Below are 24,982 nucleotides of genomic sequence, written 5' to 3'. Positions count from 1 at the left end.
CAGGAGAACGCAGGGCGAAGCAGTCTTTAGCGAACCTGAACCATTTTTCAGCCTCTCAAAAAGATGGCCAAGTGATATCTCTGGCGGTACATTGCCTTTCATGTTGCGCCACGGAAAAAGGAATGGGGTCTAGGCCCCGTAGTGACACGGGTACGGACTACGAGATGGAACGATGAAAGATCCAGGTGCTAGCCCCAGTGCTGCGGGTTATGGCTATCAGTACGAACGAGCGTTGTACCGTATCTTCAATGCACCCAGTGTGCAGACCCGATTCGGCATCGAAACTGCCGATGACATTGAAGAGATCAGTGAAAGCTCAACAGGTACTCGGCGGGTATCGGAGCAAGCAAAGCTTACTGTTCAGCCTCGCAAGAACCCTCTGCAGGACAGCAGTAAAAACCTTTGGAATACCCTTCGTATCTGGTTGAGCGGGCTGGAAGCGGCTCGGGAAGAGTACGATGAGCTGGAGTACCTGCTCGTCACCAATCGCATACTGAAGAAAGGTACTCTGGCCATGCAGCTGTCGGAGGCATCCTCCAAGCAGGAGGTTGCAAACGCGGTGGTCACGTTGCGCAATCACGCTGAAGGCATGACCGGAAAGCCTGGAGAAATCGCCAAGGAAGTCGCTTCATTCTCCGACGCCGATCTCGCATTTCTGATTGAGCATATGCGCATAGAGGACGGACAGTTTAATGCGCAGATGAAGCAAGGCATCATCGCCTCACTACACCTTCCAGAGGACGCGCTCGCGTTCAGCGACTCCATTTACTATGGTTTGGTCGGTCTCTTATTCGACCAATGCCAAGAAGCATGGGTGGCCCGAAAACTCTTCTGGACAAGCGCCCAGCCTTACTACAACCAGCGGCAAGCTCTCGTGAATGCATTCATGAATGGCCCTTGGGAACCATTGCCATTCGAAAAAACCGAGTTTTCAGAATGGGCCCAGAAGATTGATCCTGCTGACATGTTGTTCATGGGGCAACTCAACAAGCTCAACATGCCCAATGATCTACTCATGGAACAGTTCAGCTTTTTCTGCGCGGCCTATTCTGAGCGGATCCGACTTCTAAATTCCGGCCGGGTGTTGCTGGATGATTTCGATAGTGCCGAGAGGGTGCTCAGCGACCGTTGGCGGTCAATCGGGAGTGCTCACCGGCTTACCGTGAGCAAGTCACCCGATCAGTTCAATATTCCGGATTACAACGCCGTGATGGCCAAAACTCTCTTTCCTGAGATCTTCCCGATGAAAGTCGGACGGATGAACTCATCGGCTCAATACCTGTTCAGCGGCACCTACCATCGGATGGTAAATACCGTTGAAACACAATCGCCAATCCATTGGCACCGTGACGCTTCAGACGCAGAAGGTGAGACATGAGTGAGGTGTTCCTGGATCGTCTGTTGATCCATAACTCGTCCTTGGCTTGTTTCCTGTTGGCTCATTTCATAGGGCAATATCAGGAGGCTGCGCACGGCCAAACACCCGATCTGCCAAAGCTCATGCTGGTACTGCCGCTGGCCTGGAGCGAAAGCTCGCGTGATGCGCTGAACAAGCGCACGTCCCGATCAACTGTGGCGGCTGTTTTCAGAGAGACGCCCGTGTTGAAGATCGATCTTCAGCGAAGGGTGGCTGCTCATGCCGGCGCTACGTTGCAGGGACTCAACCTCGCTGTATCCAGCCGTCTGATCGGGAAGGTTGGTAAGGGGCCTGACGGTGTGAGCTTTCAGGTATTGGCCGACGGTTGGCCGAGGGGCATCAAGAGCACGATCCCGACGGCGATGATGCAAACCACTGAGAGGCTAGCTAAGTGGTTCGCTACCGAATCCACAGAAAATCTTTACAAGCTCCTATTTGGGATTCCCGATGAAATTCACGATTGACGCAGTCATTCTCTGGCCTCGCAAACTTGGCATGGAGCCACGAGTCATTCCCTTCAGCGAAGGGAAGATCAACATCATTTACGGACTGAGCGGTACCGGAAAATCGTCAATTGTTCACATCATTGACTATGTTCTTGGTGCCACGAAGTGCCAGATCCCGATTGGGATTATCCGCGATACGGTTGAATGGTTCGGCCTGAAAGTTCGAGTCCTGGATACTACCTACATTGTTGCTCGGCGTACCCCGGGTAACTCGCAAGGTTCAAACGATCTAGTCATGATTGAGTTCGACGGTGAAATCCCCGACACAGTGAGCAGAACTCATTCGCTGATCCAGTACAAGGCCGCTTTCGATGGCATGGTTCGAGTAAGTGATCTGCCACACTCGGATGACGAGGAGCCGTCCAGTTTTGATCGCCGCAGCTCCTATCGCGACATGGCGGCGTTCAACTTCCTGCCTCAGCACATCGTCGCAAACCCCAACACCCTGTTCTTCAAAACGGACTCATTTGCTCATAAGGAGCGCCTGACGCGAGCTATGCCCTACGCTCTCGGCATGGTGGATGCAGCCTATATCATGAATGAACGCCGCCGGGATGAGGCTCAACGCGAGCAGGAAAAGCTACGCAAACAGATAGCGGTACACGAGGCTGCCAAGGCCACCCATTATGCAGACGTCGACCTGTTGTTCGATCGCTGCATTCAATTGGGAATGCTTGAGCGCACCAGTGCGTCAGGCGCACAAAAAGTGGATCGCCTCAAACACGTAGTGATTGCCACAAATGAAGGTCGACTAGAGCAGACACTGCTGGAACCCCAAAGGCTGCATATCTCCATCAAGCTTAAGGAGGTCATAGAACAGGTCGCCAAACAGCAAAGTGTTGTAGATGACTTGGATGCGCAGGTTGATGGTTTCGATCATCTCTCTCGTACCAGCAAGCGATTCGTTGCAGCGATTGATACAGAAAAATCTCATGCTATTGGGCTGGATTGGCTTAAGCAGAGTGTCTCGGATGGAGGGCATTGCGTAGCCTGCGGCTCGTTTACAAATGCACTCCCTCTGGTCATCGAGAATCTGGAAGAGAAGATCAACAAGATCACTCGGATTTCAGATGCACTAAAAGACAATCCAGTTGTGGACAAGCAACTATCTACCCTCAAGCGGCATCGTGCTAAGCAGGAGCGTGAACTCTCTCGACTACTGCAAGAGCAGAAACGCTTGATCTTGGAGGATGAGCGTACACGCGACGCGATTGGCCAGATCTACTTTGTCGCGGGAGAAATCAGAGGGCTCCTTAAGCAACTGGATGGGGCGACGGCTGACGAAGGCCTGCTGAAACGCATGATTGAGCTGGATAGCCTGATCCGGCATTACAACTTCGTGATGTCATCGACTGATATGGCAGAGCAGGAGAAGAAGGTTGATGCCCAACTAGCTCCAATGTTTGATGACTATGCCACTCAATTTGGTTTGAATGGTACGCCAGGCTCTCAGATTTATCTAGACAGGAAAGAACTCACGCTTCGCTTTGAGTCGGAAGACAAGAGGGATTACCTGTGGGAGATCGGTAGTGGTGCCAACTGGATGGGATATCACATAGCAACGTTCTTGGGAATTCATGAATACCTTTCCAAGGAAGAGAACCGGAAATTACCTCCATTCAGCTTCATCGTGATCGACCAGCCGAGCCAGGTTTATTTTCCGAGCAATACCAGTGGTGTGAACGCGCTAGATGAAAACTTCGATGCCATAAATCAAGCTCGGCCTGCGGATGTTATCGCGACCCGTCGGATCTTCGAAGTTCTGGCGGAGGGTTTGAAACGCGCAGGACATTTTGTCCAGATCATTGTTCTGGAGCATGCTGGCCCAGACATCTGGGGAGATATTGATGACACCGTGAGCGTCGAAGCTTGGGAGCGCAAAGGTGATGGCCTTATTCCTGCTCACTGGATTCATTCGGTGTAGGTTCAAATAACCCGCGTGTGTGTACGGTTAGAACGCGAGACACCGCCCTTGAAAATTCCAGAGCCGCGTTACTTATCGCCAATCAGAAACAGAACAGAACAACAATTCCACCAAGAGCGGAGCTTAAATTATGAGTGGTATTTTCAGGGTAGATGACTTCGCTTTACAAGCCCAGCGACATATATACCCTCTGTACCGAAAAAATGGCACAGGCGGCTACGAATTCTCTTCCACCATGACGTTCGTAAAGATTGAAGGACAGCATTTCTGTGTTTTCGCAGCGCATGCACTTTCCCCGCGAGAAGATCATCTGAATGAAATAGGTGTACTTAGAACAGATGGCGAATTTATGCCTCTTTCGAGCATTTCGCGCTCACATAAAATATGCCGAGAAAGAGACCTATGTGCTTGCCACACCCAACAAATCGAGCACAAAAACTACTTCGACTTAAACTTCGTTTCCACCACTGAATTCGTAGAGAATTTCGGATGGATAGGTTTCCCTAAGAAAAAGGCAGTGCAAAGCATTCATCGTACTAAGGCCACCAAAGAAAATGTTCAGAAATTCCTTTCCGATGGAGTGGACGGGCTAAAAAAATGGAATAATGCCGACTTCCTTTTGCTCGGAGTTGAGCTTGTATCAGAAACCGAAAATGAGGTAACCGGAAAACATGTCAATGAAAATGTACAGTACACCCATGAAGGGTTTAAAGAACAAGGCTATGCACTGAAAGGAATGAGCGGTGGGGGGCTATTTAAGGGGCCTAAAAAAATCCATTCGAAAGAGCCCGTTCTTAGTGACATATTTCAGTTTTTCGGAATTGGACTTGAATATAAAAACGGCCTCATCGTGAAGGGTGCCTCTAGAAAGTCAGTCGAAGAGTTGCTACGGGAGCTACTACAGTCGAATCCATAGCAAAAATCTAATACAGGCCAAGAGGCTAATGAACTCTGTTTTTTTTTGGGGGGGGGGGAGTAAGCCATGATAAAAACTCCACTTTTCGCCTAAAGCAGAAACGTCATCACCGTAAGGCACTAGCCGATAGGTTTAGTTTTAATTCAAAATCTTCTAACCTCACTTACAGGGCAAGCTCGCATTATCCAATGTGAAAACGCGCACTACGCTTTTACTCCTGGTTCAAAATTTATCAAGCGGCTGTAAATCAATGCAGGCAAACCAGAGAACTCGTCAACTATTTCCTCGAATGTACTTGATAGAGTACTCTTGGCAACGGCTTGCGATGCGACATTCTCCATACCGATCACAGCAACAACCCAGAATGCGGATAGTCCAGTAGCCAAGCGCAAGCCTTCGCTCAGCTCCTTCAATCCCTGCGTAATGATTTCTTTAGCGTACCCCTTCCCTCTCCACGGGATTGCTACGGCATACCCCACATCGAAACAAGGGACATCGTTTTTGTTCCCTCCCGAAATGAACATAACCAAAGACTTCACTTGGCCCTGCTCTACCCGGGCAAATGAAAACCTAGTTTTTCCGTTCAGCTCATCGCGAACTACACGGATGTTAGGTGACCCATTAGACGCAGCAGTAAGCATGCCAGCGGAAATTTCTTTCTGAAAGTTCAATAATGCCGACATCGGATCTGCCATCATCTTAATCACCCTATCTTTAGCGCAATGTAGAAGAGGTCTTTTGACGGAACGGATATTCAAGATTACTGATCACACGTACTGTCCTGCCGACGTTCACCGTCAACCACGAAAAATCAGGGTAAATCAACACTCACTTTGCGCGTGCAGCTAATAGCTGCTGGGCTGCAGACTGCAAGCCGGAAGTACGCTTGGTATTTACTATAGCTGAGGATATGCAATGAGATGACGGAAACATCCATCATGAAGCAGAATACCGGGGCAGGACGATATTGTAATTAAAGAACACTCACCTGAACGGTTGCCGCCAATCGACAAACACTGCCATGAATCTCAATAAAAGAAGTTCACGTCGACATAGACTCTTTCAAAGGCTTGGCTTAGGCTTGCTGGAGCCATCCCTCGGCTCAACAAGGAGTAATCAATGGCTGTCTACATGGTGACGTGGAACCTCAACAAGGAGCGCGGCAACTACGCCCAAGCCCGGCAAGCCTTCATCCAGCATCTGGATCGCTATCCAAATGTCAGCGATGCAGGGTTGGAGTCTGTTCGATGGCTTTCCAGCAGCGCCACAGCGAACCAGATTTCCGACGACCTTCGACTCAAGCTTGACCTCAACGACCGCATTTTTGTCACCAAGCTGAACAATGGAGAACACCAAGGGTGGCTCAGCAAGAACGTGTGGGAGTGGATAAATGCACGAATGTAGCGCTGACGATCACCCCTCGCGTCAGTCGGACATCGACATGCAGACTTGGAGAGCGCTGGAAGATCCAGTCATCCCTGCTGATGGAAAAACCGATTAGCACAGGTGCTCACGCAGCACCTTGGCTCCATTCAGCATAGAATGTCTTGACCTCCTCCCACGTCATTTTCATAGCAATATTCCGTGCGGATGTTTCATCGAGAAGATAAACCTCTACATCAGGATCCATGATGGGTGAGAGGAATTTTCTCATTCCCAGAATATGGCCAGTCCCCACCGTGCCGTTCTGATTGAAGATTACTGCGGGACGATGATCTCCTGATTCAAACAGCGCCCTTACCCCAGACTTCAACCACTCCCAATCGACGAACACAGAAAACGCTGGAGTAACGGTATGAAGGACGACCGGAACAATCGAATCAATCCCTTTAACGAGTGTCCCGGGAAACGCTCTGAGCAGCTCAACATCTGGAATTTCATCAAGTGCTACGTTCAATCGTAGCTCGTCGACGATACCCTGCTTGTCAAGACAGGTTGCCAAATGTGGGGCCAGGTATTTTTCGAAATCGCGATACCCTGCGGACTGCAACAGCTGACCTTGACTGCCTTTCATCCTGAGAATCGCGCCCTTCAGGAGGTGCCGAATTAATGAGGCCGCCTGGCGAGGTTGATCAGGCGAAGACCGATCAATGCTTCCCTCCTCTGATAACCTGAACAGCATGGCTTCCCTCAACCCCAAGTCAAAGCACCCTTGGTGGAAAGGATGCCGGTCACTGATCAGATCTGATTGCACCCAATTCGCAAGATCCTGAGTCGCCTTTAATCTTTTCAATGGGTCATTGGATAGCATAGGGATCGGCGTGACGATTTCTTCCGTCACGTCATACATCTGTTTCATTTCGATCGCATGCCGCAACGCCTCCAACTGCGCCCACTCGACCATGGGTTCGATTCTCGCCGCATGCTCTCTGCCAGGCGCTGCATTGAAGGCAGCCAAAGCGAGATCACCCAGTACCCTGCCCGTAAGGAAGGCATCACTGCATTTGATTGTCCCTCCCGGGAACGGCACACCTACCGACAGATTTTCCACCAATGGCATCGCCACGACTGGATCAGTCCAGTCGAGTTGGTTTCGGCTCACGTAAGGCATATATCGATAACGCACAGCTGGATTGCAGACGAACTCACGAGCGTGTTGTCCGAGACTTCCCCAGAAATCAAACCTCGTAGGTACCCCTCTGAGCCGGCAACTCTGAGCCTTCATTTGCCAACAAACGTCGCTGCTGAACTCAGGATCAAAATGCTCCTTCAGAATCGGGTAGGCGGCGTTGGCAATATCGTAGATTGTGGCTGGTGTCTGACCTGAAATATCGGCTTTGCGGCTGTCCAGGAACAGGGATGCTTCAGAAACACGCTGGGGCAACCCATGCTCTTTGCACCAGGCGTACATCGAGTAGGGATCGATAGCGCATAGGGTGATGCACCACCGCCCTCGCCCATGGCCATTGACATCCCTCCACAGCATCATGAATCCGTGGGATCCAGCCCTGTCACCTGCACGCGCGATAACATCCATCGCGCTTATTATGCAACGTGGTGGAATTCGCTCGTCAGTAGCTGACTCTTCTGCCTGCGCACCATCCGCTTCATCCCTCTTGCGCTCATCCTCATCATCAACGAAGTCATCAACCGATTTTTCGAACAGATACAGGTCGATAGAGGGAAGTGCTTCAGGCGGTAATCTCACACTACCGGTTAGATGCCATGCTTCGGGCAGGAGGGCCTGCAACACAAATGATGACTCAGAGGATAACAACTTGAGAGCCAGGCATTGCTTGCCCGACCAGGCGTTCATACTGCCGACCGCGTGAGTCAGAAGCGTTGTCCAATCCGCAGCCACCACCACAAAACAAATATCGAAGTTGCCTAGAAAAGGCAGCAGGTTTCGAAGTTCCTGTTCATAACCTGCGAGCTCGGTAACGGTTTGCCTTTCTGTCTCACTTGCTCGTTTGACCTCAAAAACTACGAGGGTCTTCGAGTCGGGATTGAAGCAGAGAATGTCAGGGCGTAAAACCTCGCCAGTGGTGAGCGAGATACTGGTATTGATCGAAATAATTTCCAGTAAACCCAAACGACCAAGCACCTGATCAGCAGCCTCTGCTGAGGCACGTCGAGAGATGTAATCAATACCGAAAGATGGGATGAAAAAGTCCTGCCCGATCGCATCCGTTATGGAACTAATGACTTCCTGACCTTGGATATTTTCGAGCAGTTGGTCGTTTTCGATAAGCCTTTGCAGCCAACTCACGACCTCAAACTCAGGTGGCAATTTTGGATTGGGCATGATCCATCCTCGAATGATCGGGCCACGGGTTCGAGCCATCTGAGCACAGTGGCGGGAAAAACGAATTTGTCAGTCCAAACAAAGCCGACGGCGAATTTATCCTAGCAGAGCAATTCCCATAAAGCGGGCAAACTGCCAGCATCTTCCTGGCAGCTAATACGCATTTCTGCTACGAGATAAAGAATCTACTCACCCTAGCCCACATCACGCTGAATCGAATTGATCTGCAAATGCATCGGGCTTCGGATTTGGGCGCCATCAAGAGCGCAAATTCCCAAGAGAGGTTGTCGACTCTACAATCACAACACTGCAACAGATGGTGGTTGACAGCCGATGTAGTCACGCAGAACGGATTGCCCGTGCGCTTGGAAGTCATCTTGGACGCGCTGAATGCTATCTCGCGCTCCCTAATACGATGAAATACGGCCGCATGATAGGCTCTAATTTAAGAACCGTGGGCCTCGCCCCACCATGACATCAAACAGTGCACACTCCCATTCTAAAGCCTCTGCACTGCATTCGATTAACACGCGCAACTCTTCAACAGGAGGCCGCTTTGGCCACGAACATCATCACTCGCGGTGGCCACGACGCCTTAAGAGCAGAGCTTGATCATCTGTGGCGTGTGTATCGCCCAGAAATAACCCAGAAAGTCGCTTGGGCGGCATCGCTGGGAGACCGCAGCGAAAACGCGGACTACCAGTACAACAAAAAACTGCTGCGCGAGATTGATCGAAGGGTCAGGTATTTGCGTAAGCGATTGGAGGACGTGAAGGTTGTCGACTATTCCCCCGAGCAAGAGGGTAAGGTTTTCTTTGGGGCTTGGGTCGAAGTTGAGAATGACGATGGAGACGTAAAAAAATTTCGGATCGTGGGCTATGACGAAATTTATGGCCGCAACGATTACATTTCGATCGATTCACCTATGGCTCGGGCCCTACTCAAGAAAGAGGAAGGCGACGAAGCAACGGTACAGACTCCAACCGGCGAAACCTCTTGGTATATCAAGAGCATCTCCTACCATGACCCAGCAGAAGATCAGACTTCGGCTTCGTCGGTTCAAAAATAACGAAATATCATGGCATCGAGCAGCGAGCTGATGCTGCAAACATCGCTGGTAGGCTTATCTGAGCGGCGGGCAATCAACGACGAGAAAGCCAACCGCTTGATGAGCAACTATTTGGCAGTGAGGAAGCTTTTTAGTAAATCGAAAAAGCTCCCCGACACCATCAGGCCTAACAGCATTTCCTTCTTCTCGGCGAAAACGCTCCATTCAGTCAGACCTAGCCCAACTCCCAACAAAATGGTTGTCATCAACATGTAACGCCAGGTAGGGGCAAAAATTCTGATCAGTTGGGGCAATGAGGTGTGCTTCACGAACTCATGAGCATGCTTGTTGTACTCACGCCCCACGATGCAAGCAAGGACGAGCAGAGCTCCCGCCAATCCTAGCGCCAGAGGCTGTGTAAGCGGCACGAAGAAAAGCGCCCCACATCCCACGAACAAACCACTACCCACTATCGCAAGCTTGCGACTGTACTCTTTAGCAGTCTTATATCCGGCCCCCGGCAATTGGGGGTCGAATCCGGGCTGCTTCAGTATCCTCATTTCCCAGTAACTCATGCTTGTCTCCCACCTACTTTGTCACGTTCTGGTCTACTCATACGTTACTTGTGCTGTCGGGAAAAGCTTCTTCAGTCTTCTGTTTGGGCATGTATATCAGCCACACAGTGCAAGCCTCTCAACCTGATCAACCACATCCTTGCGATCCTTCGCTTTCAAAAGATGAAAGCACTGCAGCAGATGCGCCGTCTCATCGTCCTCGCAGTAAAAATACGGCACCGGCAGATTCATGACTGCGGCGATCTGCTTCACGATACTTTCCCCAGGCTGGTGAACGCCCTTTTCGTACTGAGACATCCGCGCTGACGCCGTGGCCGGCTCAATGCCCGCCTCGATCCCCAAACGCTCCTGTGAAAAGCCCCTAAGCTTGCGCGCCTCTTTCAAACGCTTGCCGAACGTACCCATTTTCTCATCGCCGAAAGGCTAAGAGATTCTTAGATTTGCTTTGACCGCATACTAAGTATTCCTTAGTATTTGGTAGAAATATCCTTTTGCCATCACTCAGCGACGCAAGGACAGGGACTCAAGATGAAGGAAATGCAGATCGTAGACGGCCGGCTCGATGAGAAATCGCGCGGCTTCGGCGGCGACATGGTGAGCTACCATTTTTGGAAAATTGACGGCAAAAAACTCGAACCGATCGAAATCCCAGATGTGCTGGACGCTCACGTCAAGGCGGGGGATCGTGTCCGGGTGACAGCACAGCTGGGTAAGGACAAGGTCTACAGAATCTGGGCAATGCAAGTGGCAGGAGAGCCTGTTCGCTCGGTGGTTACTATCCCCTTCATTGGCGTCTCCCTAGGGAGGCTCGGCATCTTTCCGTTAACGGTCGCCATATTTACTATTTTTGTTGCCTACGGTTTCTGGACAAACAGCGCCAACCACCGAAGCTTTCACGGTTCGTCCTACCAGCTAGCCTGGATCGCCCTGAATTTGTTCGTCAGCTATCGCTACATGGTTAAGCCAATATTGATCATCACGCGCGGCATCAAGGCGTTCCGTGAATATTGCGCAAAGACCCCTGCTTCCGCCTCTACCGCCAAATGAGATGAACCAGTTGCAATAGAGTGCCAGGAGCAAAAGTGAACAACGTCGAGCAGATCCAACACCAAGCCGAGCTTGTCTTTGGCAACAAAAAGAAAGCCGATCATTGGCTGAGCCAAGCGACCGCAGAAACCGGTGATTACTCTCGGTTGCAACTGGCTCACAGTCGAGTGGGATATGAAGGCGTGAAAGCAGAACTCGATAGGCTCAACCATGGGTTCGCCAGTTAACGCACTCCTTCGTCGAGGATCGACATGATCATCTTTGATCTCAACACAAACGACGCCGAAGCTTTGCTTCGGCATGCGCAAACATTCGAACCGGATTCGGGCGATGCTCGTGAAAATCGGCGACTGCGCGAGGCACTGCTCGATCTGAGCGACGCGCTTTTATCGCATCTGCATAGTCACGGACACGACACAAACCACTCCTGATTCAAACAGAACCACTCAAGCGATGATTGGCGCCTCGATGAATCGATCAGCCGACTCCATGTAGGTTGCCAGGTCGATGATCTGACGAAGGAAAACGACCACCTCAAGTTTCTGAGCGTCATCGGGCAGCCCTATTCTCTTCAGCATCGCTTTAGCGTCCTCCTCGATCGCGGCTAGCGCATCAATATCGCTCTGCAACCTCATTTCGGCCTCCTGCCAGTGTGAGATCAGAGATACATACCTCACTTCTTCATACCACGCCAGCCGGCACATGCGCGGCTACGCTCGGCAGTGACACCGAACGGCGTCGCCTCTTCTGTTTGTCGACGCTATGCCTATCTAAATTTCAAATGTGCTCTGGTCATCAGGCTGGAGAGATCCTCTCCTTCCACCTAAACGCTCACTTCGTCACTGTTGCCCAAGCGACGATTCGATTCGGATGACCTGCTTGGGAGAGAGCGTTGCCAATGCGGATCCGGTTCAGGTTGAACCTCTGTTGCTTAGGTGGACTCCCAAACCTAAATCCAGGAGAAACGTATGACCCAGACAGCTTTGGTCGTGGGCGCCAGCGGTATCGTTGGCAGCGCCATCACACAGTTACTAATAGACAACGAGTGGCAGGTCGCCGCACTGTCGAGGCACCCGTCGCAAGTGCAAGGCGTGATACCTGTCGCGGCAGACCTTCAGGATCCCGCGTCGCTGGAACAGGCGCTGGCGGATTTGAAACCCACTCACGTGTTCATTACCACATGGTCACGGCAAGCAACGGAGGCCGAGAACATTAGCGTTAATGCCGCCATGGTACGTAACGTGCTCGCCGCCATTCGCCCAGCCAAGAGCGTTGTGCATGTAGCGTTGGTCACTGGCCTGAAACACTACCTCGGCCCGTTCGAAGCGTACGGAAAAGGCAGCCTTCCACAAACACCGTTCCGCGAAGAGCAGGGTCGCCTGGATGTCGAGAATTTCTATTATGCCCAAGAGGATGAGCTCTTCGCCGCTGCTGAAAAGGACGGCTTCACTTGGAGCGTTCATCGCCCGCATACCGTCACCGGGGTTGCTGTAGGTAACGCGATGAACATGGCAACCACCCTCGCCGTCTATGCGTCCATTTGCAAACAAACCAATCGCACTTTTGTGTTTCCAGGATCAAGAGTGCAGTGGGACAGCCTTACCGATATGACGGATGCCCGGCAGTTGGCGAGACAACAACTGTGGGCGGCCACCACGCCGGCTGCAGCTAACCAGGCATTCAACGTCACCAATGGCGATGTATTTCGTTGGAAATGGATGTGGAGCCGCATTGCCGACTACTTCGACTTGCCTGCTGCCGATTATCCTGCGTCCCCCGCCCCTCTAGAGAAGCAGATGGCTGACGATCAAGCCGTATGGACGAACATGGTTGCGGAACACGGTTTGAAAGAACCGGATATCGGTCGATTGATATCCCCATGGCACACTGATGCAGATCTCGGTCGGCCAATCGAAGTTGTCACTGATATGTCGAAAAGCCGTGCCATGGGCTTCACTGCTTACCAGGCGAGTGATCAAGCTTTTTTCGACGTGTTCGACAAACTACGCGAGATGCGCTTGATACCCTAGGTTGTTCCAGAGCAGATATTCTCAGAAGAATCCAAGGAGAGGAGAAGGAAAATGGCAGGCGAATACTCGTTATCAGATGTGCTGGAAAGGATGTATCAGAATCAGCTCGCTCTAGAAGCAGCATTAATGGAATTGACGTTGCACGCTGAAGCTCAAGGCCACGCAGACGTCGGAGACAATGTCCGAGGAGCGCTTTACACAATAGGTGAGAACGCTGGCCACATCAAACAAGGTTTGGCGCGCCTCAAAAAGTCTCCATGACTACGTCTTACAATTTTTTCACATCCATCGGAGTACGTTGAAGTCAGCTCCTTACATGGTTCACAGCCCGCTCTCCACATCGCGGGCTTTTTTTTGACCGCAATAATGCTGCGAGTCAACCATGGCTAAGTACGGCCACCAATTGGTAGCCATTGCACCAAAGGTAATAGCTGCCGAAAGCTACTTTTTGTCTACGGCGTCTTTGACCTTGCCAACCACCTGCTGGGCTTCACCTTTCTTTTCCTGGATAGCCCCTTCGACCTGCAGCTTCTCATTTCCTGTGACCTTGCCGACACCTTGCTTCACATTACCGATTGCTTCGTTGGCCAGGCCTTTAATTTTGTCTGAAGTGCCACTCATGTTTTTCTCCCGGTTAGGAATAGGCGTCCTATCTGGACACAAAAATTGACTGGTGGTCATGAGTTGGAGTTCCACTTTCTATGACGACCGGTCGTCAGCAGCACCCAAAAAAAGAGGCGCTCCTGGGAGCGCCTCTCTATTCACGCTACTGCTCGCTGACCGGCTTCGAGTCAGCAGACTCAGTCCCACCGATCACGATGTGCTTAGGCTTCGCCTCCACTGGTACAACTCTGAGCAAATCGATGTTCAGCAAACCGTTGGCGAGCTTCGAGCCTTGCACCTCAATGTGATCCATCAAGCGGAACGACAGCCGGACACGCTCATGCCTGATCAGGGCACCGTGCATTGCTGCGGCCCAACGAGAACCACTTTAATCCCAGGAAATCTGGCGCAGGTGTATGGGATTGATTGCAGGGCACTGAGCGTCGATGCCGGCGCATTCACGGCGATCTACCCAGTGTCGGTGATAGCGCCTGGGAGCTAGGCTGGCGGCAGATAAACCTTTAAGTTTTATGTGAGGTCACGGCGCTAATTAAGCGGGATAATCTTAATGCCATGAAGCAAGCCGCGCACTGTCGGCCCCGTCAGGTGAAGGTGATTCATTTTGAAAAAGAGTGAGCTCCCAGTCAAAACTTGCGTGATTTGCGGCCTTCCCTTCACATGGAGGAAGAAGTGGGCACGCTGCTGGAATGAGGTGCGCTACTGCTCTGAGCGTTGCCGGCGGAGTAAAAGCGGAACCCAATACGGCCTGGTAAATTGACTGATATAGGAGCAGGTCAGGTAGCGAACGTCTTCCTTCAGATGGGGATGGATCGAATGTGCCCCACCAGCCATCGCTGTAGCATTTGAGTGGATGCTTCGAATCAAGTGCCATGTCTGGCAAGCCCGCCTTTTTTGCACTGAAGTCGCATTGAAAAAGGCGTGGGCCATTGAAAAAAACCAACGACTCAAAAGCGCCTACACCCCGACGGAATAGACGCTTGAGGTAGAGGGAGATATTTAGTGTGCGGCGTGGCGTGCCTGTGTCTCAGGCATCGCCGAGGAGTGGTGATTGAGAATCTTCCACTGGCCGTCCAAACGCTCATAAACGAACGTATAACGCGCTTGCACCTGTTGAGCCTTACCGTTAGCGGGCTTAAGGGTAAAGGTATAAACACCGCTGTCCATCGCCACGTTGTCGCCCAGTTGGCGAATCTCACGGTAGTTGATCTGGCCCACCGGGTTCATCGCGAGGAAGTGGTCAAAGTAGTCCTTTATCTCCGCCGGGGTGGTACGCACCTGGTTGGATACGGTGGGCTGAAGCACTGCGTTTGGCGCATAGAGGTCGACAACACTCTGCGCTTTCCCCGTCTGCAGAGCACCGTTCCAACGATCAAATAGCCCCGCAATTTCCCTATCCATTACGTTGACTGGTTGGGCAGCGACCGTGTTGTAAACATAGGGTGCATTTGAAGCTGCAAAAACAGTGGGCACAGACAAGGCTAGTAACAAGGCAAGCGTCGTTTTTTTCAGCAGCATATCTAAACTCCTGTGATTGATAGGCACACTTTGCCAACCCGCATGCTCGCCTCCATCGGCTGACTGGAGCCAGTTGCGTATGCCATTCGGCAGATGCCCCCAACGGGAACAGAGGGTCTAATGACGCCCCCGCGAGTACGAGCGTGCGCGAGCGCTGGAGTTAAGAATGGACAATCAAACTGAAGACCTTGGCAGCGCTCTCGCCATTCGTTCCGAGTATCGTCAGGCACAAAGTCGCGCAGCACGGTTGCGCCTGCTCGTGGACACCGGGCAAGAGCTTATTCGCTTGGATCCAGCAGGCATGCGTGACCGAGTGCTCAAGCGTGCTTGCGCCTTTTTGGCAATGGATCATGCCGTTTTGGTCGAATGGGACACCAAAGCACGGGTGCAAATAACCTCCAGCCAAGGGCGCGCCGGAAAACTCAAAGACCTAAAAATTTTTACTGCCGGCGGCATCAGTGTTGAGGATTGGCTGAAGCGTGCAACGGCGGCATCGCCTACTTCACTGCAGGTGCAATTGTTAGGTAGCGATGGCGCGCCCTTCGGCCTGCTGTTTCTTGCCAATAGTGTCTGCATTCCAGCCCCGGACGTTGAAGATGTCGAATCCTTGCAGTTGCTTGCCACGCTGTTGGCTGCTCATCTTGAGAACGATCGATTGCTGACGACTTTACGGGCACGAGAGCAAACGATGTCCGATCTCGTTCATCGCCTGTTCAGCGCGCAGGACGAGCGCAAGCGAATGGCGTATGACCTGCATGACGGATTAGCGCAGAAACTGGCGGGGCTACATCAACGCCTGCAAGGCTTCGCTGGCGGTTGCCCACAACTGCCTGAAGCACTGGACACAGACTTGAAAGCAATTCTTTCGCTGGCCCAGCACTGCGTTGGCGAAGGCCGCCAATTGATCTCTGGCTTACGCCCTACAGTACTCGATGACTTTGGCCTGCAGCCTGCCGTTAACAAAGAAGCCGATCGACTTCGCGAAGCTGGAGTCATCGTACATTGGAACGCCGAAACCGATGCACGCTTGCCAAGCTCCGTGGAAATTGCGCTATTCAGAATTGCTCAGGAAGCCATCAATAACATTCTCAAACATTCCCGTGCATCCAATGTGACATTCGCGCTGGAGGCAGCGAAAGGACAGGCTTCACTGCAAATAGATGATGACGGCGAGGGTTTTGTCATGGGGCGATCCCTCAATACTGAAGGCGTTCGACACTTGGGACTGGCGGCTATGAGGGAACGGGCGAACCTTCTAGACGGGAGCTTTAAATGCAACAGTCAACCAGGAGCAGGAACACAGTTGCACGTAGTAGTACCCTTTGTAATGGATGGCTCTGCGGATGAGTGAAGTTTTACGACTGGTGCTGGCAGACGACCACGAAGTTACCCGTACCGGTTTTGTTGCGCTGCTTGCCAGCCATCCGCACTTCGTTGTCGTCGGCCAAGCGCGTGATGGAAAAGAAGCCATTGATTTGTGCGATCTCATGTCTCCCGACATCGTGATTCTCGACATTCGCATGCCCGTACTCAACGGGCTTGCTGCGGCGAGAACTCTTAGAGAACGCCTGCCTTCGATAAAGGTGGTGATCTTCACTATGGACGATAGTCCTGAGCACCTGGAAGCGGCGATGAACGCAGGCGCTGTGGGTTACCTGTTGAAAGATGCAAGCCGCGATGAAGTAATCGATGCCCTGCAACGAATTGCAGCTGGAGAAGAAGTACTCAATAGCGCAGTGAGCGCTCGTCTACTGCGACGAATGACTGAAAGAACTGCCAGCGGAGCAATTCATTCTGAGCAATTGACCGCAAGGGAGCGCCAAGTGCTCGCGTTGGTTGCCAATGGCTTCAGCAACCGGGAAATAGGTGAGCAACTTGGCATCACCACCGGCACAGCAAAAGCGCATGTCGAGCGTGTCATTGCCAAGCTGGGGGCTACAGATCGAACCCAGGCAGCCGTCAAAGGAATCGCCTTGGGTTTAGTGGCACAACCATGAAAGTGAGAGCTGCCCAGAGCTGGGCAAATTTACCGCTGCGAGGCAAAGCCCTGTTTGTGATTTCCATGCCGCTAGTGATTCTGCTGCTGTCTCTGGTGTTGATTTATACCACGGAGCGCCAGACTGCACGCGCAGAGGAAGACGTACGCCGGGTGCTGCTTGTGCAGGGGGATATTCAAACCGTACAGACACTGCTTGCCGAAGCAGCTGCCAGTGTAAGGGGCTTCCTGCTCACCGGTCGGAAGGACTTTCTGCCTGGTTATTTGAATGCTAAACCACTAATCGATGCCGCCTTAAAACGACTGGACAACAATGTTCGGGATTCTCGTGTGCGCGAGCAACTTCAAGCGATCACACCCTTGATCGACCGAAAGGTTGAAGGGCTCGTAAATTTGCTTGATGTTCGCGATACACAACCGGAAACCGTCACCAGCATCCTTCTTAACAACAAACACATCCTTGACGAGCTGCGAGAGCGGATCATAACGATGGGGGCACTGGAGGATACCCTTCTCGCTGAGCGTACTGCTTCGGCCGCGTCAAAACGCGAACGTCTATTGCTGTCCACTTGGCTGGCGGCTGTCTGCGGACTTTTTGGCGCCGTTGTCGCAGTACTGTTTCTCTCGAAAGGCATCGTCGCAAGAGTCCAACAAGTCCAAGGTAACGCTCAGCGCCTGGCGCTTGGGCAACCACTGCTACCGCAACCACCAGAGCACGATGAAATTGGCCAGCTAGGCACTCGCCTGATTGAAGCCGGATCGCTTCTGGCTGAACGAGAGCGTGCTTTGCGCGATAACGAAGAGCGACTGCGACTGATCATCGATGGGGTGAAGGACTACGGTATCTTCGCCCTCGATACAGATGGGCATGTCACTAGCTGGAACGCCGGCGCCGAACGAATCAAGGGATACACCGAACAGGAAATTATCGGTCGCCATTTCTCGCTATTTTATCTGCCGGATGAATGCCCTCAACACCCCGAATTTGCCTTGGACGAAGCCAAGAAAAACGGACATTACATGGAAGAAGCGTGGCGCTGCCGAAAGGACGGCAGCCGTTTCTGGGCAAGTGTTGTGATTACTGCGCAGTACGATGCCGCCGGTGCCTTACGCGGCTTCTCCAAGATAACCCGAGACATTACTGATCGTCGCACCGCAGAAATCGAGTTGCGTACGGCACAAGAAGAAGCAGAACGAGCAAGTCGTGCGAAAAGTGAGTTTTTGTCGCGCATGAGCCATGAGCTGCGCACGCCTCTTAACTCAATACTTGGCTTTGCTCAATTGCTGGAGATGGACTCACCCCAGTCACATAAACCTCAAGTCGAGCACATTTTGCGCGCTGGCCAGCACTTGCTGACGCTGATCAACGAGGTGCTAGACATTGCAAAGATAGAAGCTGGCCGACTTGCACTAAACGTAGAGCCTGTTCCATTGGGAACGGCATTACAGGAGGCCGTCACACTGGTGTCCCCTATGGCCAACGCGGCAGGCATTCACCTGACTGACCTACCGATACTCCCTCCGCAGCAGGGAATCGTAGCAGACCGGCAACGCCTGATTCAGGTACTCCTCAACCTATTGTCTAACGCGATCAAATATAATCGACCTGACGGACAGGTGCGGATCAGCGTCAACGTGAAGCGAGAGCGTGTTTATGTTTCGGTCAGCGACACCGGCAAAGGCATCGCTGCTGAACACCTGAATCAATTGTTCAAGCCTTTCGAACGGCTGGAGACCGACCCTAATGTCGAGGGTACAGGACTTGGTCTGGCACTTAGCAAAAGCCTTCTGGAAATGATGGGTGGAAGCCTCAAGGTACAGAGCACACAGAATGAGGGATCTTGCTTTACTTTTGAGCTAGCCTCCACAAATATCTATCCAGATCCAAAGCCGGCAGTCGGCTTAATCCCACAAGATTCGGGACGTCCAGCCTTAAAATATGAAGGGAGAGTGCTTTGCATTGAGGACAACCTTTCCAGCCTCGCTCTAATTGAAACATTACTGGAGCGGCGTCCCGGGGTGAAACTACTGTCCAGCATGCAAGGACAAATGGGGATCGAGTTGGCAATGCAACATTGCCCCCATTTAATACTCCTCGACATGACCCTGCCCGACATAGACGGCCTACACGTTTTGAGACGATTACGCCAACGAGCCGAAACATCGCGTATTCCAGTGCTGATGATCACAGCCGATGCGAGTGAAATTACACGAGACTCTTTGAGTGACGCTGGTGCTACGGCAATATTGACCAAACCTATCCATGTGCCAACACTGCTTGCGTACATGGATACTCATTTACCGGAACCGAAATGAACAAAGACTTGCGTATCTTGGTCGTGGATGATCAACGCCCCAATCTAGAATTGGTCGAGCAGCTTCTGGCCCGTGAAGGGCTGAGCAATGTTTTGAGCACAACCGATCCCTTACGTACATTGGATCTGTTTAATAGTTTTGAACCAGATTTGGTGATTCTAGACCTGCACATGCCGGAGTTTGATGGGTTTGCGGTGCTCGAACAGCTTAATCGACGAATTCCAAGCGGAGAGTATCTACCGATCCTGGTACTGACAGCCGATGCAACCCGAGATACACGCCTACGCGCTTTGTCTTTAGGCGCAAAGGACTTCATCAGTAAACCGTTAGATGTATTGGAAACCATGTTGCGTGTTTGGAATCTTCTGGAAACACGTGCACTTTATAAAAAACTCAGCACATTGCTACCAAAGGAAAAAATAGAACTGCTTCGTCGATAGGACGGAATCACTTAAGAACGAAATCAACGACACAGACTTGATGCTTGAATGTAAGCGATTCGACCTTAGTACCGGCAATAAATGCTATTAGCTTTCTGAGCACGTTAAACCCATCATGAAACTCACTCATAAAACAGCGTAAATACGGCAACCACCGATACATCCCCGCCAGTCATTTCGCGAGCATTATCCGAAGTTCTATAATATTTCGCAGTGAGCGGAATCCTGACAGCTGAAGTCCCCGAGGTCACGCCATGGAAAATTCTCCTACCTAAAGGAAGAACAGTATTGCCACTCTGATCTCCACGAAAGAGCATAACTCCGACCCCGGTAGCCATGCCGGGCCCTTTTATATTTTCAAGCACATCCCCAATCGCAGCCCCGTCGACTTGATAGTAAACATTTACTCCCCCCTCACAGATCATACTGATCTCAAACGACTTTGCTTTCAGCGAATTCTCTAAAACCGACATAGAGTCACCAAAATCTGAAAGCATGACACTAGGCAAAGAAACAGTGATATTAGAACTTTGCGGACTAATTTCACATGCACCGACATTTACACTAGCCTGACCAACGATGCTCAAATTTGCGACTGCCAGATCATGATAGCTTATCTGATTAGTACCACTTATAGTCAACGAGTCTTCAGGAATAATGGATCCAGTTTTGACGAGCCGCACCCACCAGCTTGTTTTCAAGGCGTAAGGGTAAGGATTGACAGGCCACGCTAGGCTAGCGATAGGGGTTACATTATTGTAGTTAGGATTGCATGAGCTGGAAAAATTGTTGCACCAATATACTGAAACACCTATACCCTCAACGTTAGTTTTAAAAACAGAATTGAACCCATTGCTAGAAAAACCGGGTACTGCGGAGCCTATTCCGCTCGCCAGCACACCGCTTACATTACCAGTGGAAAAGCATCGAATGTTGGTAGCGGGGCCTTCAACCCATCCGCTACTCCAAAGTTCCGTTCCGACCTCTGCGTCACGCGCCACATTCAATGTAGCTGGCAAACTTATCGAAAATTGAGACTGCACAGAGTTATCGAAAATACAGTAAGCCTCAACATAAGACACCAATGAAAGCCAACCTAAAAATACAGAGATAAAAAATCTCATATCACACCTTCAAACAGCCTAATAGAGAACTGCATATTAGGCCTGGATTGATGACTTTTGACCCAAAACGTTTGATCGAAACTATTCGTAACTCAAAGTAAAGGTTGCCGCGACCGTGACCTGCCCTGCTCTCATTTCGCTCACACGTGCTGCCGTCTTGTAATAACGCGCCATCAACGGAATAACCACTCTGGAATTACTTTCAACGTTTGCATGTAACAGACTTATCCCTAAGGGCACTACATCATCATCGGCAAAATCCCCTCGAAACAGCTGAACACCTATTCCGGTAGCCATTCCAGAACCCTGCGCGTTGGCAAGCACATGATATGCCGATGAAGATTCCACTCCATCAATTTGGTATCTGAGTCTAGTTCCTGCGTCGCACATCAAACTGATTTCAAAGGCCTGCGATTTTGACCTATTATTCAAGATCGTCGTATCATCACTAAAGTCTGCCAGCATTACAGATGGCAAAGAGACCGTTATATTTCTGCTTTGAGATGTGATTTCACAGCCTATGGTGTTAATTTGCATTTGCCCAGACAGCATCAACCTACCGGTCTCCAAACCGTGAGCGTAACCCGAACTAACCCCAGGAATCTGCAAAGGAATGGAACTAGATATTGGCCCAACTTTAATCAAGCGAACTAGCCAACTGCCGACCAATGGGACGTACGTGTCTGTCAATGGCGTATTTAGATTAGCGAGTGCAACCAACGAAGAAAAATCTGTACCACAGCCCGTTGGAACGTTGCTGCAAAGATAAACTGAAATACCTAATCCGGGAACGTTAGTTTCAAATACAGAGCTGAATCCGCCACCTGTATATCCTGGAATGGCAGCGCCTATCCCGCTGGCTAAAGTGCCCTGTATAAAACCGCTGCCAGTACACCGAATAAGTGTGCTAGGCGACTTCACCCAACCGCTGCTCCAGACTTCCGCTCCAACAGGTAAATCTCTAGATGCACTTAACGAAACCGGCAAATTGATTGTTGTTTCGGAAAGCCCACTATATTTATCAAATGAGCAAGTTGCATTTACAAACGGAGTAAATACAAACAAGATGGGAGATATCAAAAACCAGTAAAGCGATTTTCTCATCACTTTTTCCTTCAGGAGACACGCGGCGAACAGATCGCCTTGACTTTTAGTATCGATGAAGACTTTTCTTTGCTCTCCGGTGCCATGTAGTTCGCTTCACAGCTTTGATCCACCCGATCCCCCCAAAGCACAATGACCTTGCCCTTCTCTTTTTCGGAGCGAACAAATACTCGACTGCCTTGTCCAACCAGCGTAAGGCTATTGCCCTGTTCATCTTGGACTTCAGCGCCAACCGGCAAACTTTGCCCTTCCTTGTCAGTGAGATGTAACAGCAACGGCTTGCCGGTTTGTGTTTTGTATTTGAGTTGAACAACTGCACCATACCTTGGTGCAACATTCTGAGAAGTAGTCTGCAGTTCTACATCGTCTGAGATATTGCGAGAATCAAGAGACACCTGATTGTTACGATACGGACTTAGACTCGAAACTACTCCGTATCCGTTGCTTCCAACCCGCGCCCCGCTACTGTTTAGAAGAGCAGCCCCTTCAGCGCCTTTCGCTTCAACTATCGCCCTGGTTTCCCCTTGGGCCTGAGTGAAATTAACGCCTCCAGGATGGGCCACTATACTGCCGCTCACACCAAAGCTGGCCTGGCGATAATTTTCTCCGTTGCTAAATCCAGCTTGAAGGTTCGCCAAAGGCGCACGATGCTGCAAGTTAGCACCACTGGATTTTGAGCGCTCACCATCACTGATACTCTGGGATCCATAAACCCCATAGTGCGTCTGATTGAACTCTCCCAACGAACCGGAAATGCTAAGCTGATTGTTAACATCACCAGACTGCGAATATGCACTACTTGCACTGAGATAGGGTGCTCTTGCAGATCGGCCGAGAGGCATAGATACACTCAGCATGTAGCGGGTGTCGTCTTCGCCATAAGGCGTCTGTGTCCGACTAGCTGACAAGCTCATGCTGCCCCAGCTAAAGTTGTTCGAATACCCCGCCTGATAGCTGGTATCACTCCCTGATTCGGTATTCCAATAGTTCTGGGCAGAGCCACTCAGATAGAAACTTCCCAATTTTCCCGGTAGCGGTTGGTTTACGTTAACTTGAAACCTGTTACGTTGACGATGTGGCACATGCCCGTTTAGATCGCCTTCGAGGGATCGCGTACTAGCATAGTCGGAAAATCCCAAATACCCATCACTGGAAAAACGATACGCAGCCACAGCAAAATTGGTCTTAGTAGACTCTAACACCTTACTATATGCCAACCGATAACTCTTACCGCTAGAGCTGCTCTTCATTCCACTGCTTGCAGGAAGCTCGGTTGCATTGGAATGGGTAACATCAAAGGCTAGTGCACCAAACGACGTACTTAGAGCAAGACCTCCTTGCACAGCCAAATATTGATCAGAAATGATACTTCCGGTATAGCCAGTCCAATGATTTGAAAGACCTCGTTGGTAAGTGCCCTGAACAAAATTTGGTTTATAAGCCAATTGATCATCCCGATACTTACCCGCAACCACGCTGTATCGAGAGGTACCAGGACGCAATAATTGAGCCACTGAAGCAAAAGGAACAGTGAAGCTGCGGGCCCTTCCATCTGCCTCAGTCACAGTGACGTCCAGATCGCCTGCATAACCAGAATTATAAAGATCATTTATAACGAAGGGGCCGGGCGCAACGTTGGTTTCATAGAGAATATTATTGCCCTGTTTGACCACTACCTTCGCATTGCTTTCTGCGGTACCCCGTATCTCTGGTGCAAATCCCCGCTGGGAGTCTGGCAACATGCGGTCATCAGAGCTTAGCTGTATTCCGGTATATGGAACGCTGTCAAACAACTCGGAAGGGGTATAATATTCTCCGATCGTCAACTGAGACTTAAGTGACGTAAGATCACGCTGAACATAGCTACTACCAACCTGATAGTTCCCCTTTGAATCCTGGCGATCGCCTGAAGATTGAGTGTAGTTACCACTATGACGAATGCGCCAGTCACCGAGATTCAGTCCAGAATTAACTCCAACGTACGTTTGGGTACTGAGCTGTCCTCGCTGTGAGGTTCGGTACGTATTGGCATTGTAATCAATGAAGCCGGCTGTAACGCCGCTTTCCCAGCTTTCAGGCTCTACATATCCGCGCACCACACGCTTGAGAAAGGCCTGCGGGATACTGAGATCCACGCGTAGATCACCGAGATTAAAATCAATACGTGATTCAGGAAAATCTTTTTCAATGTTCACGCAATCCGAATCGACAGGAGATTGCTGTGTGGGCTTTTGGCCAGAAATTTTGGCGAGATCCAAACCAAAAGCACTCAACTGCTCTCGCCTGAAGCAGAAAGTCGCCGTTTCAGACTGGGTGCTGCCCATGATTCTAACCTCATCGCGAGCCACCCATATCTGGTTTACGTAAACATCTAGCTGGTAGTTTCCCGGGGTGACAGGGTTGCCACGTTCGAATCGGCTTAGATCAATAGGATGGCCACCACGCCCTTCGGTAAAAGCTCGGTTAAAAGATGCTTGTTCGTCAGCAAAACCCTTGGCGGCAAAAAAAACGCAAGATGAAAGCATTACGAACGACAGATTCAATGCAAACTTGAAGTTCCTTGGAAGCGTTTTCGTCTCACCACAAAAAACAAACTGCTTCACAACGCCTCCTCTCTAAAGCCCGCCAAAAAGAATTAGCAAAACAACCGAGTCA

Annotated in this window: 26 protein-coding genes and 1 pseudogene; 16 read left to right on the top strand and 11 right to left on the bottom strand. The window is 50.9% G+C overall.

Going from position 1 to position 24,982, the window contains the following annotated elements:
- Positions 1 to 172: 172 nt before the first annotated feature.
- From CKW38_RS13660 to CKW38_RS13645, 4 genes are all read left to right on the top strand, one after another.
- Positions 173 to 1,378: an ABC-three component system protein gene (locus CKW38_RS13660; protein WP_095113013.1), complete on the top strand. Its 1,206-nt coding sequence runs from the start codon at positions 173 to 175 to the stop codon at positions 1,376 to 1,378.
- Entirely contained in the window at positions 1,375 to 1,881 is a 507-nt protein-coding gene (locus CKW38_RS13655) for a three component ABC system middle component (protein ID WP_095113012.1), read from the top strand. The genes CKW38_RS13660 and CKW38_RS13655 overlap by 4 nt, the downstream gene beginning before the upstream one ends.
- Entirely contained in the window at positions 1,865 to 3,847 is a 1,983-nt protein-coding gene (locus tag CKW38_RS13650) for a DUF3732 domain-containing protein (RefSeq protein WP_095113011.1), read from the top strand. Before CKW38_RS13655 ends, CKW38_RS13650 begins: the two co-directional genes overlap by 17 nt.
- Before the next feature lie 130 nt (positions 3,848 to 3,977).
- Complete coding sequence (locus CKW38_RS13645; RefSeq protein ID WP_095113010.1) at positions 3,978 to 4,763, top strand: hypothetical protein; 786 nt, start codon at positions 3,978 to 3,980, stop codon at positions 4,761 to 4,763.
- Positions 4,764 to 4,966: 203 nt separating this feature from the next.
- Here the strand turns inward: CKW38_RS13645 and CKW38_RS13640 are convergent, their stop codons facing one another.
- Positions 4,967 to 5,461, bottom strand: coding sequence for a GNAT family N-acetyltransferase (locus tag CKW38_RS13640; protein ID WP_095113009.1), 495 nt, complete (start codon positions 5,459 to 5,461; stop codon positions 4,967 to 4,969).
- A gap of 421 nt (positions 5,462 to 5,882) precedes the next feature.
- Here CKW38_RS13640 and CKW38_RS13635 point away from each other — a divergent pair, with 421 nt between their 5' ends.
- Entirely contained in the window at positions 5,883 to 6,167 is a 285-nt protein-coding gene (locus tag CKW38_RS13635) for a hypothetical protein (RefSeq protein ID WP_095113008.1), read from the top strand.
- Between the two features lie 106 nt (positions 6,168 to 6,273).
- On the opposite strand, the gene CKW38_RS13630 is transcribed toward CKW38_RS13635, so the two are convergent.
- On the bottom strand, positions 6,274 to 8,508 hold the full coding sequence (locus CKW38_RS13630) for a hypothetical protein (RefSeq protein ID WP_095113007.1): 2,235 nt from the start codon (positions 8,506 to 8,508) through the stop codon (positions 6,274 to 6,276).
- A 556-nt stretch (positions 8,509 to 9,064) separates the two neighbouring features.
- Between CKW38_RS13630 and greB the strand changes: the two genes are divergently transcribed.
- Positions 9,065 to 9,577, top strand: coding sequence for a transcription elongation factor GreB (greB, locus tag CKW38_RS13625; RefSeq protein ID WP_095113006.1), 513 nt, complete (start codon positions 9,065 to 9,067; stop codon positions 9,575 to 9,577).
- A 107-nt stretch (positions 9,578 to 9,684) separates the two neighbouring features.
- Here the strand turns inward: greB and CKW38_RS13620 are convergent, their stop codons facing one another.
- Positions 9,685 to 10,131 (bottom strand): hypothetical protein, encoded by a 447-nt coding sequence (locus tag CKW38_RS13620; protein ID WP_256579891.1) that lies wholly within the window; start codon positions 10,129 to 10,131, stop codon positions 9,685 to 9,687.
- Between the two features lie 96 nt (positions 10,132 to 10,227).
- Positions 10,228 to 10,536: a helix-turn-helix domain-containing protein gene (locus CKW38_RS13615; protein WP_095113005.1), complete on the bottom strand. Its 309-nt coding sequence runs from the start codon at positions 10,534 to 10,536 to the stop codon at positions 10,228 to 10,230.
- 123 nt (positions 10,537 to 10,659) lie between these two features.
- Between CKW38_RS13615 and CKW38_RS13610 the strand changes: the two genes are divergently transcribed.
- From CKW38_RS13610 to CKW38_RS13600, 3 genes are read left to right on the top strand one after another with little or no spacing between them, the layout of a single operon-like run.
- Complete coding sequence (locus CKW38_RS13610; RefSeq protein ID WP_095113004.1) at positions 10,660 to 11,178, top strand: hypothetical protein; 519 nt, start codon at positions 10,660 to 10,662, stop codon at positions 11,176 to 11,178.
- 35 nt (positions 11,179 to 11,213) lie between these two features.
- Complete coding sequence (locus tag CKW38_RS13605; RefSeq protein ID WP_095113003.1) at positions 11,214 to 11,405, top strand: antitoxin Xre/MbcA/ParS toxin-binding domain-containing protein; 192 nt, start codon at positions 11,214 to 11,216, stop codon at positions 11,403 to 11,405.
- A 24-nt stretch (positions 11,406 to 11,429) separates the two neighbouring features.
- A complete protein-coding gene (locus CKW38_RS13600) occupies positions 11,430 to 11,609 on the top strand; it encodes a hypothetical protein (protein ID WP_095113002.1) in 180 nt (59 codons plus the stop codon).
- Between the two features lie 15 nt (positions 11,610 to 11,624).
- Here the strand turns inward: CKW38_RS13600 and CKW38_RS13595 are convergent, their stop codons facing one another.
- On the bottom strand, positions 11,625 to 11,813 hold the full coding sequence (locus CKW38_RS13595) for a hypothetical protein (protein WP_095113001.1): 189 nt from the start codon (positions 11,811 to 11,813) through the stop codon (positions 11,625 to 11,627).
- Positions 11,814 to 12,146: 333 nt separating this feature from the next.
- On the opposite strand from CKW38_RS13595, the gene CKW38_RS13590 reads away from it, so the two are divergent.
- Together CKW38_RS13590 and CKW38_RS13585 are read left to right on the top strand one after the other, a co-directional pair.
- Complete coding sequence (locus CKW38_RS13590) at positions 12,147 to 13,208, top strand: SDR family oxidoreductase (RefSeq protein ID WP_095113000.1); 1,062 nt, start codon at positions 12,147 to 12,149, stop codon at positions 13,206 to 13,208.
- A 51-nt stretch (positions 13,209 to 13,259) separates the two neighbouring features.
- Entirely contained in the window at positions 13,260 to 13,469 is a 210-nt protein-coding gene (locus tag CKW38_RS13585; RefSeq protein ID WP_095112999.1) for a hypothetical protein, read from the top strand.
- 180 nt (positions 13,470 to 13,649) lie between these two features.
- Here CKW38_RS13585 and CKW38_RS13580 read toward each other — a convergent pair whose 3' ends face one another.
- Together CKW38_RS13580 and CKW38_RS30380 are read right to left on the bottom strand one after the other, a co-directional pair.
- Positions 13,650 to 13,829: a CsbD family protein gene (locus CKW38_RS13580; RefSeq protein ID WP_095112998.1), complete on the bottom strand. Its 180-nt coding sequence runs from the start codon at positions 13,827 to 13,829 to the stop codon at positions 13,650 to 13,652.
- Positions 13,830 to 13,974: 145 nt separating this feature from the next.
- Positions 13,975 to 14,145: pseudogene (locus CKW38_RS30380) on the bottom strand (heat-shock protein); the annotation flags it as partial.
- A 288-nt stretch (positions 14,146 to 14,433) separates the two neighbouring features.
- Here CKW38_RS30380 and CKW38_RS13570 point away from each other — a divergent pair.
- On the top strand, positions 14,434 to 14,589 hold the full coding sequence (locus CKW38_RS13570; protein ID WP_095112997.1) for a DUF2256 domain-containing protein: 156 nt from the start codon (positions 14,434 to 14,436) through the stop codon (positions 14,587 to 14,589).
- Between the two features lie 239 nt (positions 14,590 to 14,828).
- Here CKW38_RS13570 and CKW38_RS13565 read toward each other — a convergent pair whose 3' ends face one another.
- The gene (locus tag CKW38_RS13565; RefSeq protein WP_095112996.1) at positions 14,829 to 15,347 is read right to left on the bottom strand and encodes an SgcJ/EcaC family oxidoreductase; all 519 of its coding nucleotides are present in this window, start codon (positions 15,345 to 15,347) and stop codon (positions 14,829 to 14,831) included.
- 166 nt (positions 15,348 to 15,513) lie between these two features.
- Here CKW38_RS13565 and CKW38_RS13560 point away from each other — a divergent pair, with 166 nt between their 5' ends.
- Genes CKW38_RS13560 through CKW38_RS13545 form a run of 4 tightly spaced genes read left to right on the top strand, consistent with a single transcriptional unit; the run spans position 15,514 to position 20,099 of the window.
- Positions 15,514 to 16,698, top strand: coding sequence for a sensor histidine kinase (locus CKW38_RS13560; RefSeq protein ID WP_095112995.1), 1,185 nt, complete (start codon positions 15,514 to 15,516; stop codon positions 16,696 to 16,698).
- A complete protein-coding gene (locus tag CKW38_RS13555; RefSeq protein WP_095113084.1) occupies positions 16,691 to 17,344 on the top strand; it encodes a response regulator transcription factor in 654 nt (217 codons plus the stop codon). Before CKW38_RS13560 ends, CKW38_RS13555 begins: the two co-directional genes overlap by 8 nt.
- On the top strand, positions 17,341 to 19,659 hold the full coding sequence (locus CKW38_RS13550; RefSeq protein ID WP_095112994.1) for an ATP-binding protein: 2,319 nt from the start codon (positions 17,341 to 17,343) through the stop codon (positions 19,657 to 19,659). Before CKW38_RS13555 ends, CKW38_RS13550 begins: the two co-directional genes overlap by 4 nt.
- Positions 19,656 to 20,099: a response regulator gene (locus CKW38_RS13545; protein ID WP_095112993.1), complete on the top strand. Its 444-nt coding sequence runs from the start codon at positions 19,656 to 19,658 to the stop codon at positions 20,097 to 20,099. Before CKW38_RS13550 ends, CKW38_RS13545 begins: the two co-directional genes overlap by 4 nt.
- 122 nt (positions 20,100 to 20,221) lie before the next feature.
- Here CKW38_RS13545 and CKW38_RS29685 read toward each other — a convergent pair whose 3' ends face one another.
- The 3 genes from CKW38_RS29685 to CKW38_RS13530 all read right to left on the bottom strand — a co-directional run bounded on the left by CKW38_RS29685 (position 20,222) and on the right by CKW38_RS13530 (position 24,930).
- Positions 20,222 to 21,223, bottom strand: coding sequence for a fimbrial protein (locus CKW38_RS29685; RefSeq protein WP_141232661.1), 1,002 nt, complete (start codon positions 21,221 to 21,223; stop codon positions 20,222 to 20,224).
- Positions 21,224 to 21,304: 81 nt separating this feature from the next.
- Positions 21,305 to 22,327 carry a fimbrial protein gene (locus tag CKW38_RS13535; RefSeq protein ID WP_095112991.1) on the bottom strand — a complete coding sequence of 341 codons (1,023 nt, stop codon included), beginning with the start codon at positions 22,325 to 22,327 and terminating at the stop codon, positions 21,305 to 21,307.
- 11 nt (positions 22,328 to 22,338) lie between these two features.
- Entirely contained in the window at positions 22,339 to 24,930 is a 2,592-nt protein-coding gene (locus tag CKW38_RS13530) for a fimbria/pilus outer membrane usher protein (RefSeq protein WP_218222371.1), read from the bottom strand.
- Between the last annotated feature and the right edge of the window lie 52 nt (positions 24,931 to 24,982).

The sequence above is a fragment of the Pseudomonas sp. Irchel 3H7 genome (genome assembly GCF_900187605.1).
Taxonomy (GTDB): Bacteria; Pseudomonadota; Gammaproteobacteria; order Pseudomonadales; family Pseudomonadaceae; genus Aquipseudomonas.
Note: the sequence above shows the minus strand (reverse complement) of the source record. Positions and strands in the feature narration are given on the sequence as shown.

What these genes read in the sequence shown, in the direction of transcription:
- CKW38_RS13660 (WP_095113013.1), top strand. Translation starts at nt 173, where the DNA reads ATGAAAGATCCAGGTGCTAGCCCCAGTGCTGCGGGTTATGGCTATCAG.
- CKW38_RS13655 (WP_095113012.1), top strand. Translation starts at nt 1,375, where the DNA reads ATGAGTGAGGTGTTCCTGGATCGTCTGTTGATCCATAACTCGTCCTTG.
- CKW38_RS13650 (WP_095113011.1), top strand. Translation starts at nt 1,865, where the DNA reads ATGAAATTCACGATTGACGCAGTCATTCTCTGGCCTCGCAAACTTGGC.
- CKW38_RS13645 (WP_095113010.1), top strand. Translation starts at nt 3,978, where the DNA reads ATGAGTGGTATTTTCAGGGTAGATGACTTCGCTTTACAAGCCCAGCGA.
- CKW38_RS13640 (WP_095113009.1), bottom strand. Translation starts at nt 5,461, where the DNA reads ATGATGGCAGATCCGATGTCGGCATTATTGAACTTTCAGAAAGAAATT.
- CKW38_RS13635 (WP_095113008.1), top strand. Translation starts at nt 5,883, where the DNA reads ATGGCTGTCTACATGGTGACGTGGAACCTCAACAAGGAGCGCGGCAAC.
- CKW38_RS13630 (WP_095113007.1), bottom strand. Translation starts at nt 8,508, where the DNA reads ATGCCCAATCCAAAATTGCCACCTGAGTTTGAGGTCGTGAGTTGGCTG.
- CKW38_RS13620 (WP_256579891.1), bottom strand. Translation starts at nt 10,131, where the DNA reads ATGAGTTACTGGGAAATGAGGATACTGAAGCAGCCCGGATTCGACCCC.
- CKW38_RS13615 (WP_095113005.1), bottom strand. Translation starts at nt 10,536, where the DNA reads ATGGGTACGTTCGGCAAGCGTTTGAAAGAGGCGCGCAAGCTTAGGGGC.
- CKW38_RS13610 (WP_095113004.1), top strand. Translation starts at nt 10,660, where the DNA reads ATGAAGGAAATGCAGATCGTAGACGGCCGGCTCGATGAGAAATCGCGC.
- CKW38_RS13600 (WP_095113002.1), top strand. Translation starts at nt 11,430, where the DNA reads ATGATCATCTTTGATCTCAACACAAACGACGCCGAAGCTTTGCTTCGG.
- CKW38_RS13595 (WP_095113001.1), bottom strand. Translation starts at nt 11,813, where the DNA reads ATGAGGTTGCAGAGCGATATTGATGCGCTAGCCGCGATCGAGGAGGAC.
- CKW38_RS13590 (WP_095113000.1), top strand. Translation starts at nt 12,147, where the DNA reads ATGACCCAGACAGCTTTGGTCGTGGGCGCCAGCGGTATCGTTGGCAGC.
- CKW38_RS13585 (WP_095112999.1), top strand. Translation starts at nt 13,260, where the DNA reads ATGGCAGGCGAATACTCGTTATCAGATGTGCTGGAAAGGATGTATCAG.
- CKW38_RS13580 (WP_095112998.1), bottom strand. Translation starts at nt 13,829, where the DNA reads ATGAGTGGCACTTCAGACAAAATTAAAGGCCTGGCCAACGAAGCAATC.
- CKW38_RS13565 (WP_095112996.1), bottom strand. Translation starts at nt 15,347, where the DNA reads ATGCTGCTGAAAAAAACGACGCTTGCCTTGTTACTAGCCTTGTCTGTG.
- CKW38_RS13560 (WP_095112995.1), top strand. Translation starts at nt 15,514, where the DNA reads ATGGACAATCAAACTGAAGACCTTGGCAGCGCTCTCGCCATTCGTTCC.
- CKW38_RS13555 (WP_095113084.1), top strand. Translation starts at nt 16,691, where the DNA reads ATGAGTGAAGTTTTACGACTGGTGCTGGCAGACGACCACGAAGTTACC.
- CKW38_RS13550 (WP_095112994.1), top strand. Translation starts at nt 17,341, where the DNA reads ATGAAAGTGAGAGCTGCCCAGAGCTGGGCAAATTTACCGCTGCGAGGC.
- CKW38_RS13545 (WP_095112993.1), top strand. Translation starts at nt 19,656, where the DNA reads ATGAACAAAGACTTGCGTATCTTGGTCGTGGATGATCAACGCCCCAAT.
- CKW38_RS29685 (WP_141232661.1), bottom strand. Translation starts at nt 21,223, where the DNA reads ATGAGATTTTTTATCTCTGTATTTTTAGGTTGGCTTTCATTGGTGTCT.
- CKW38_RS13535 (WP_095112991.1), bottom strand. Translation starts at nt 22,327, where the DNA reads ATGAGAAAATCGCTTTACTGGTTTTTGATATCTCCCATCTTGTTTGTA.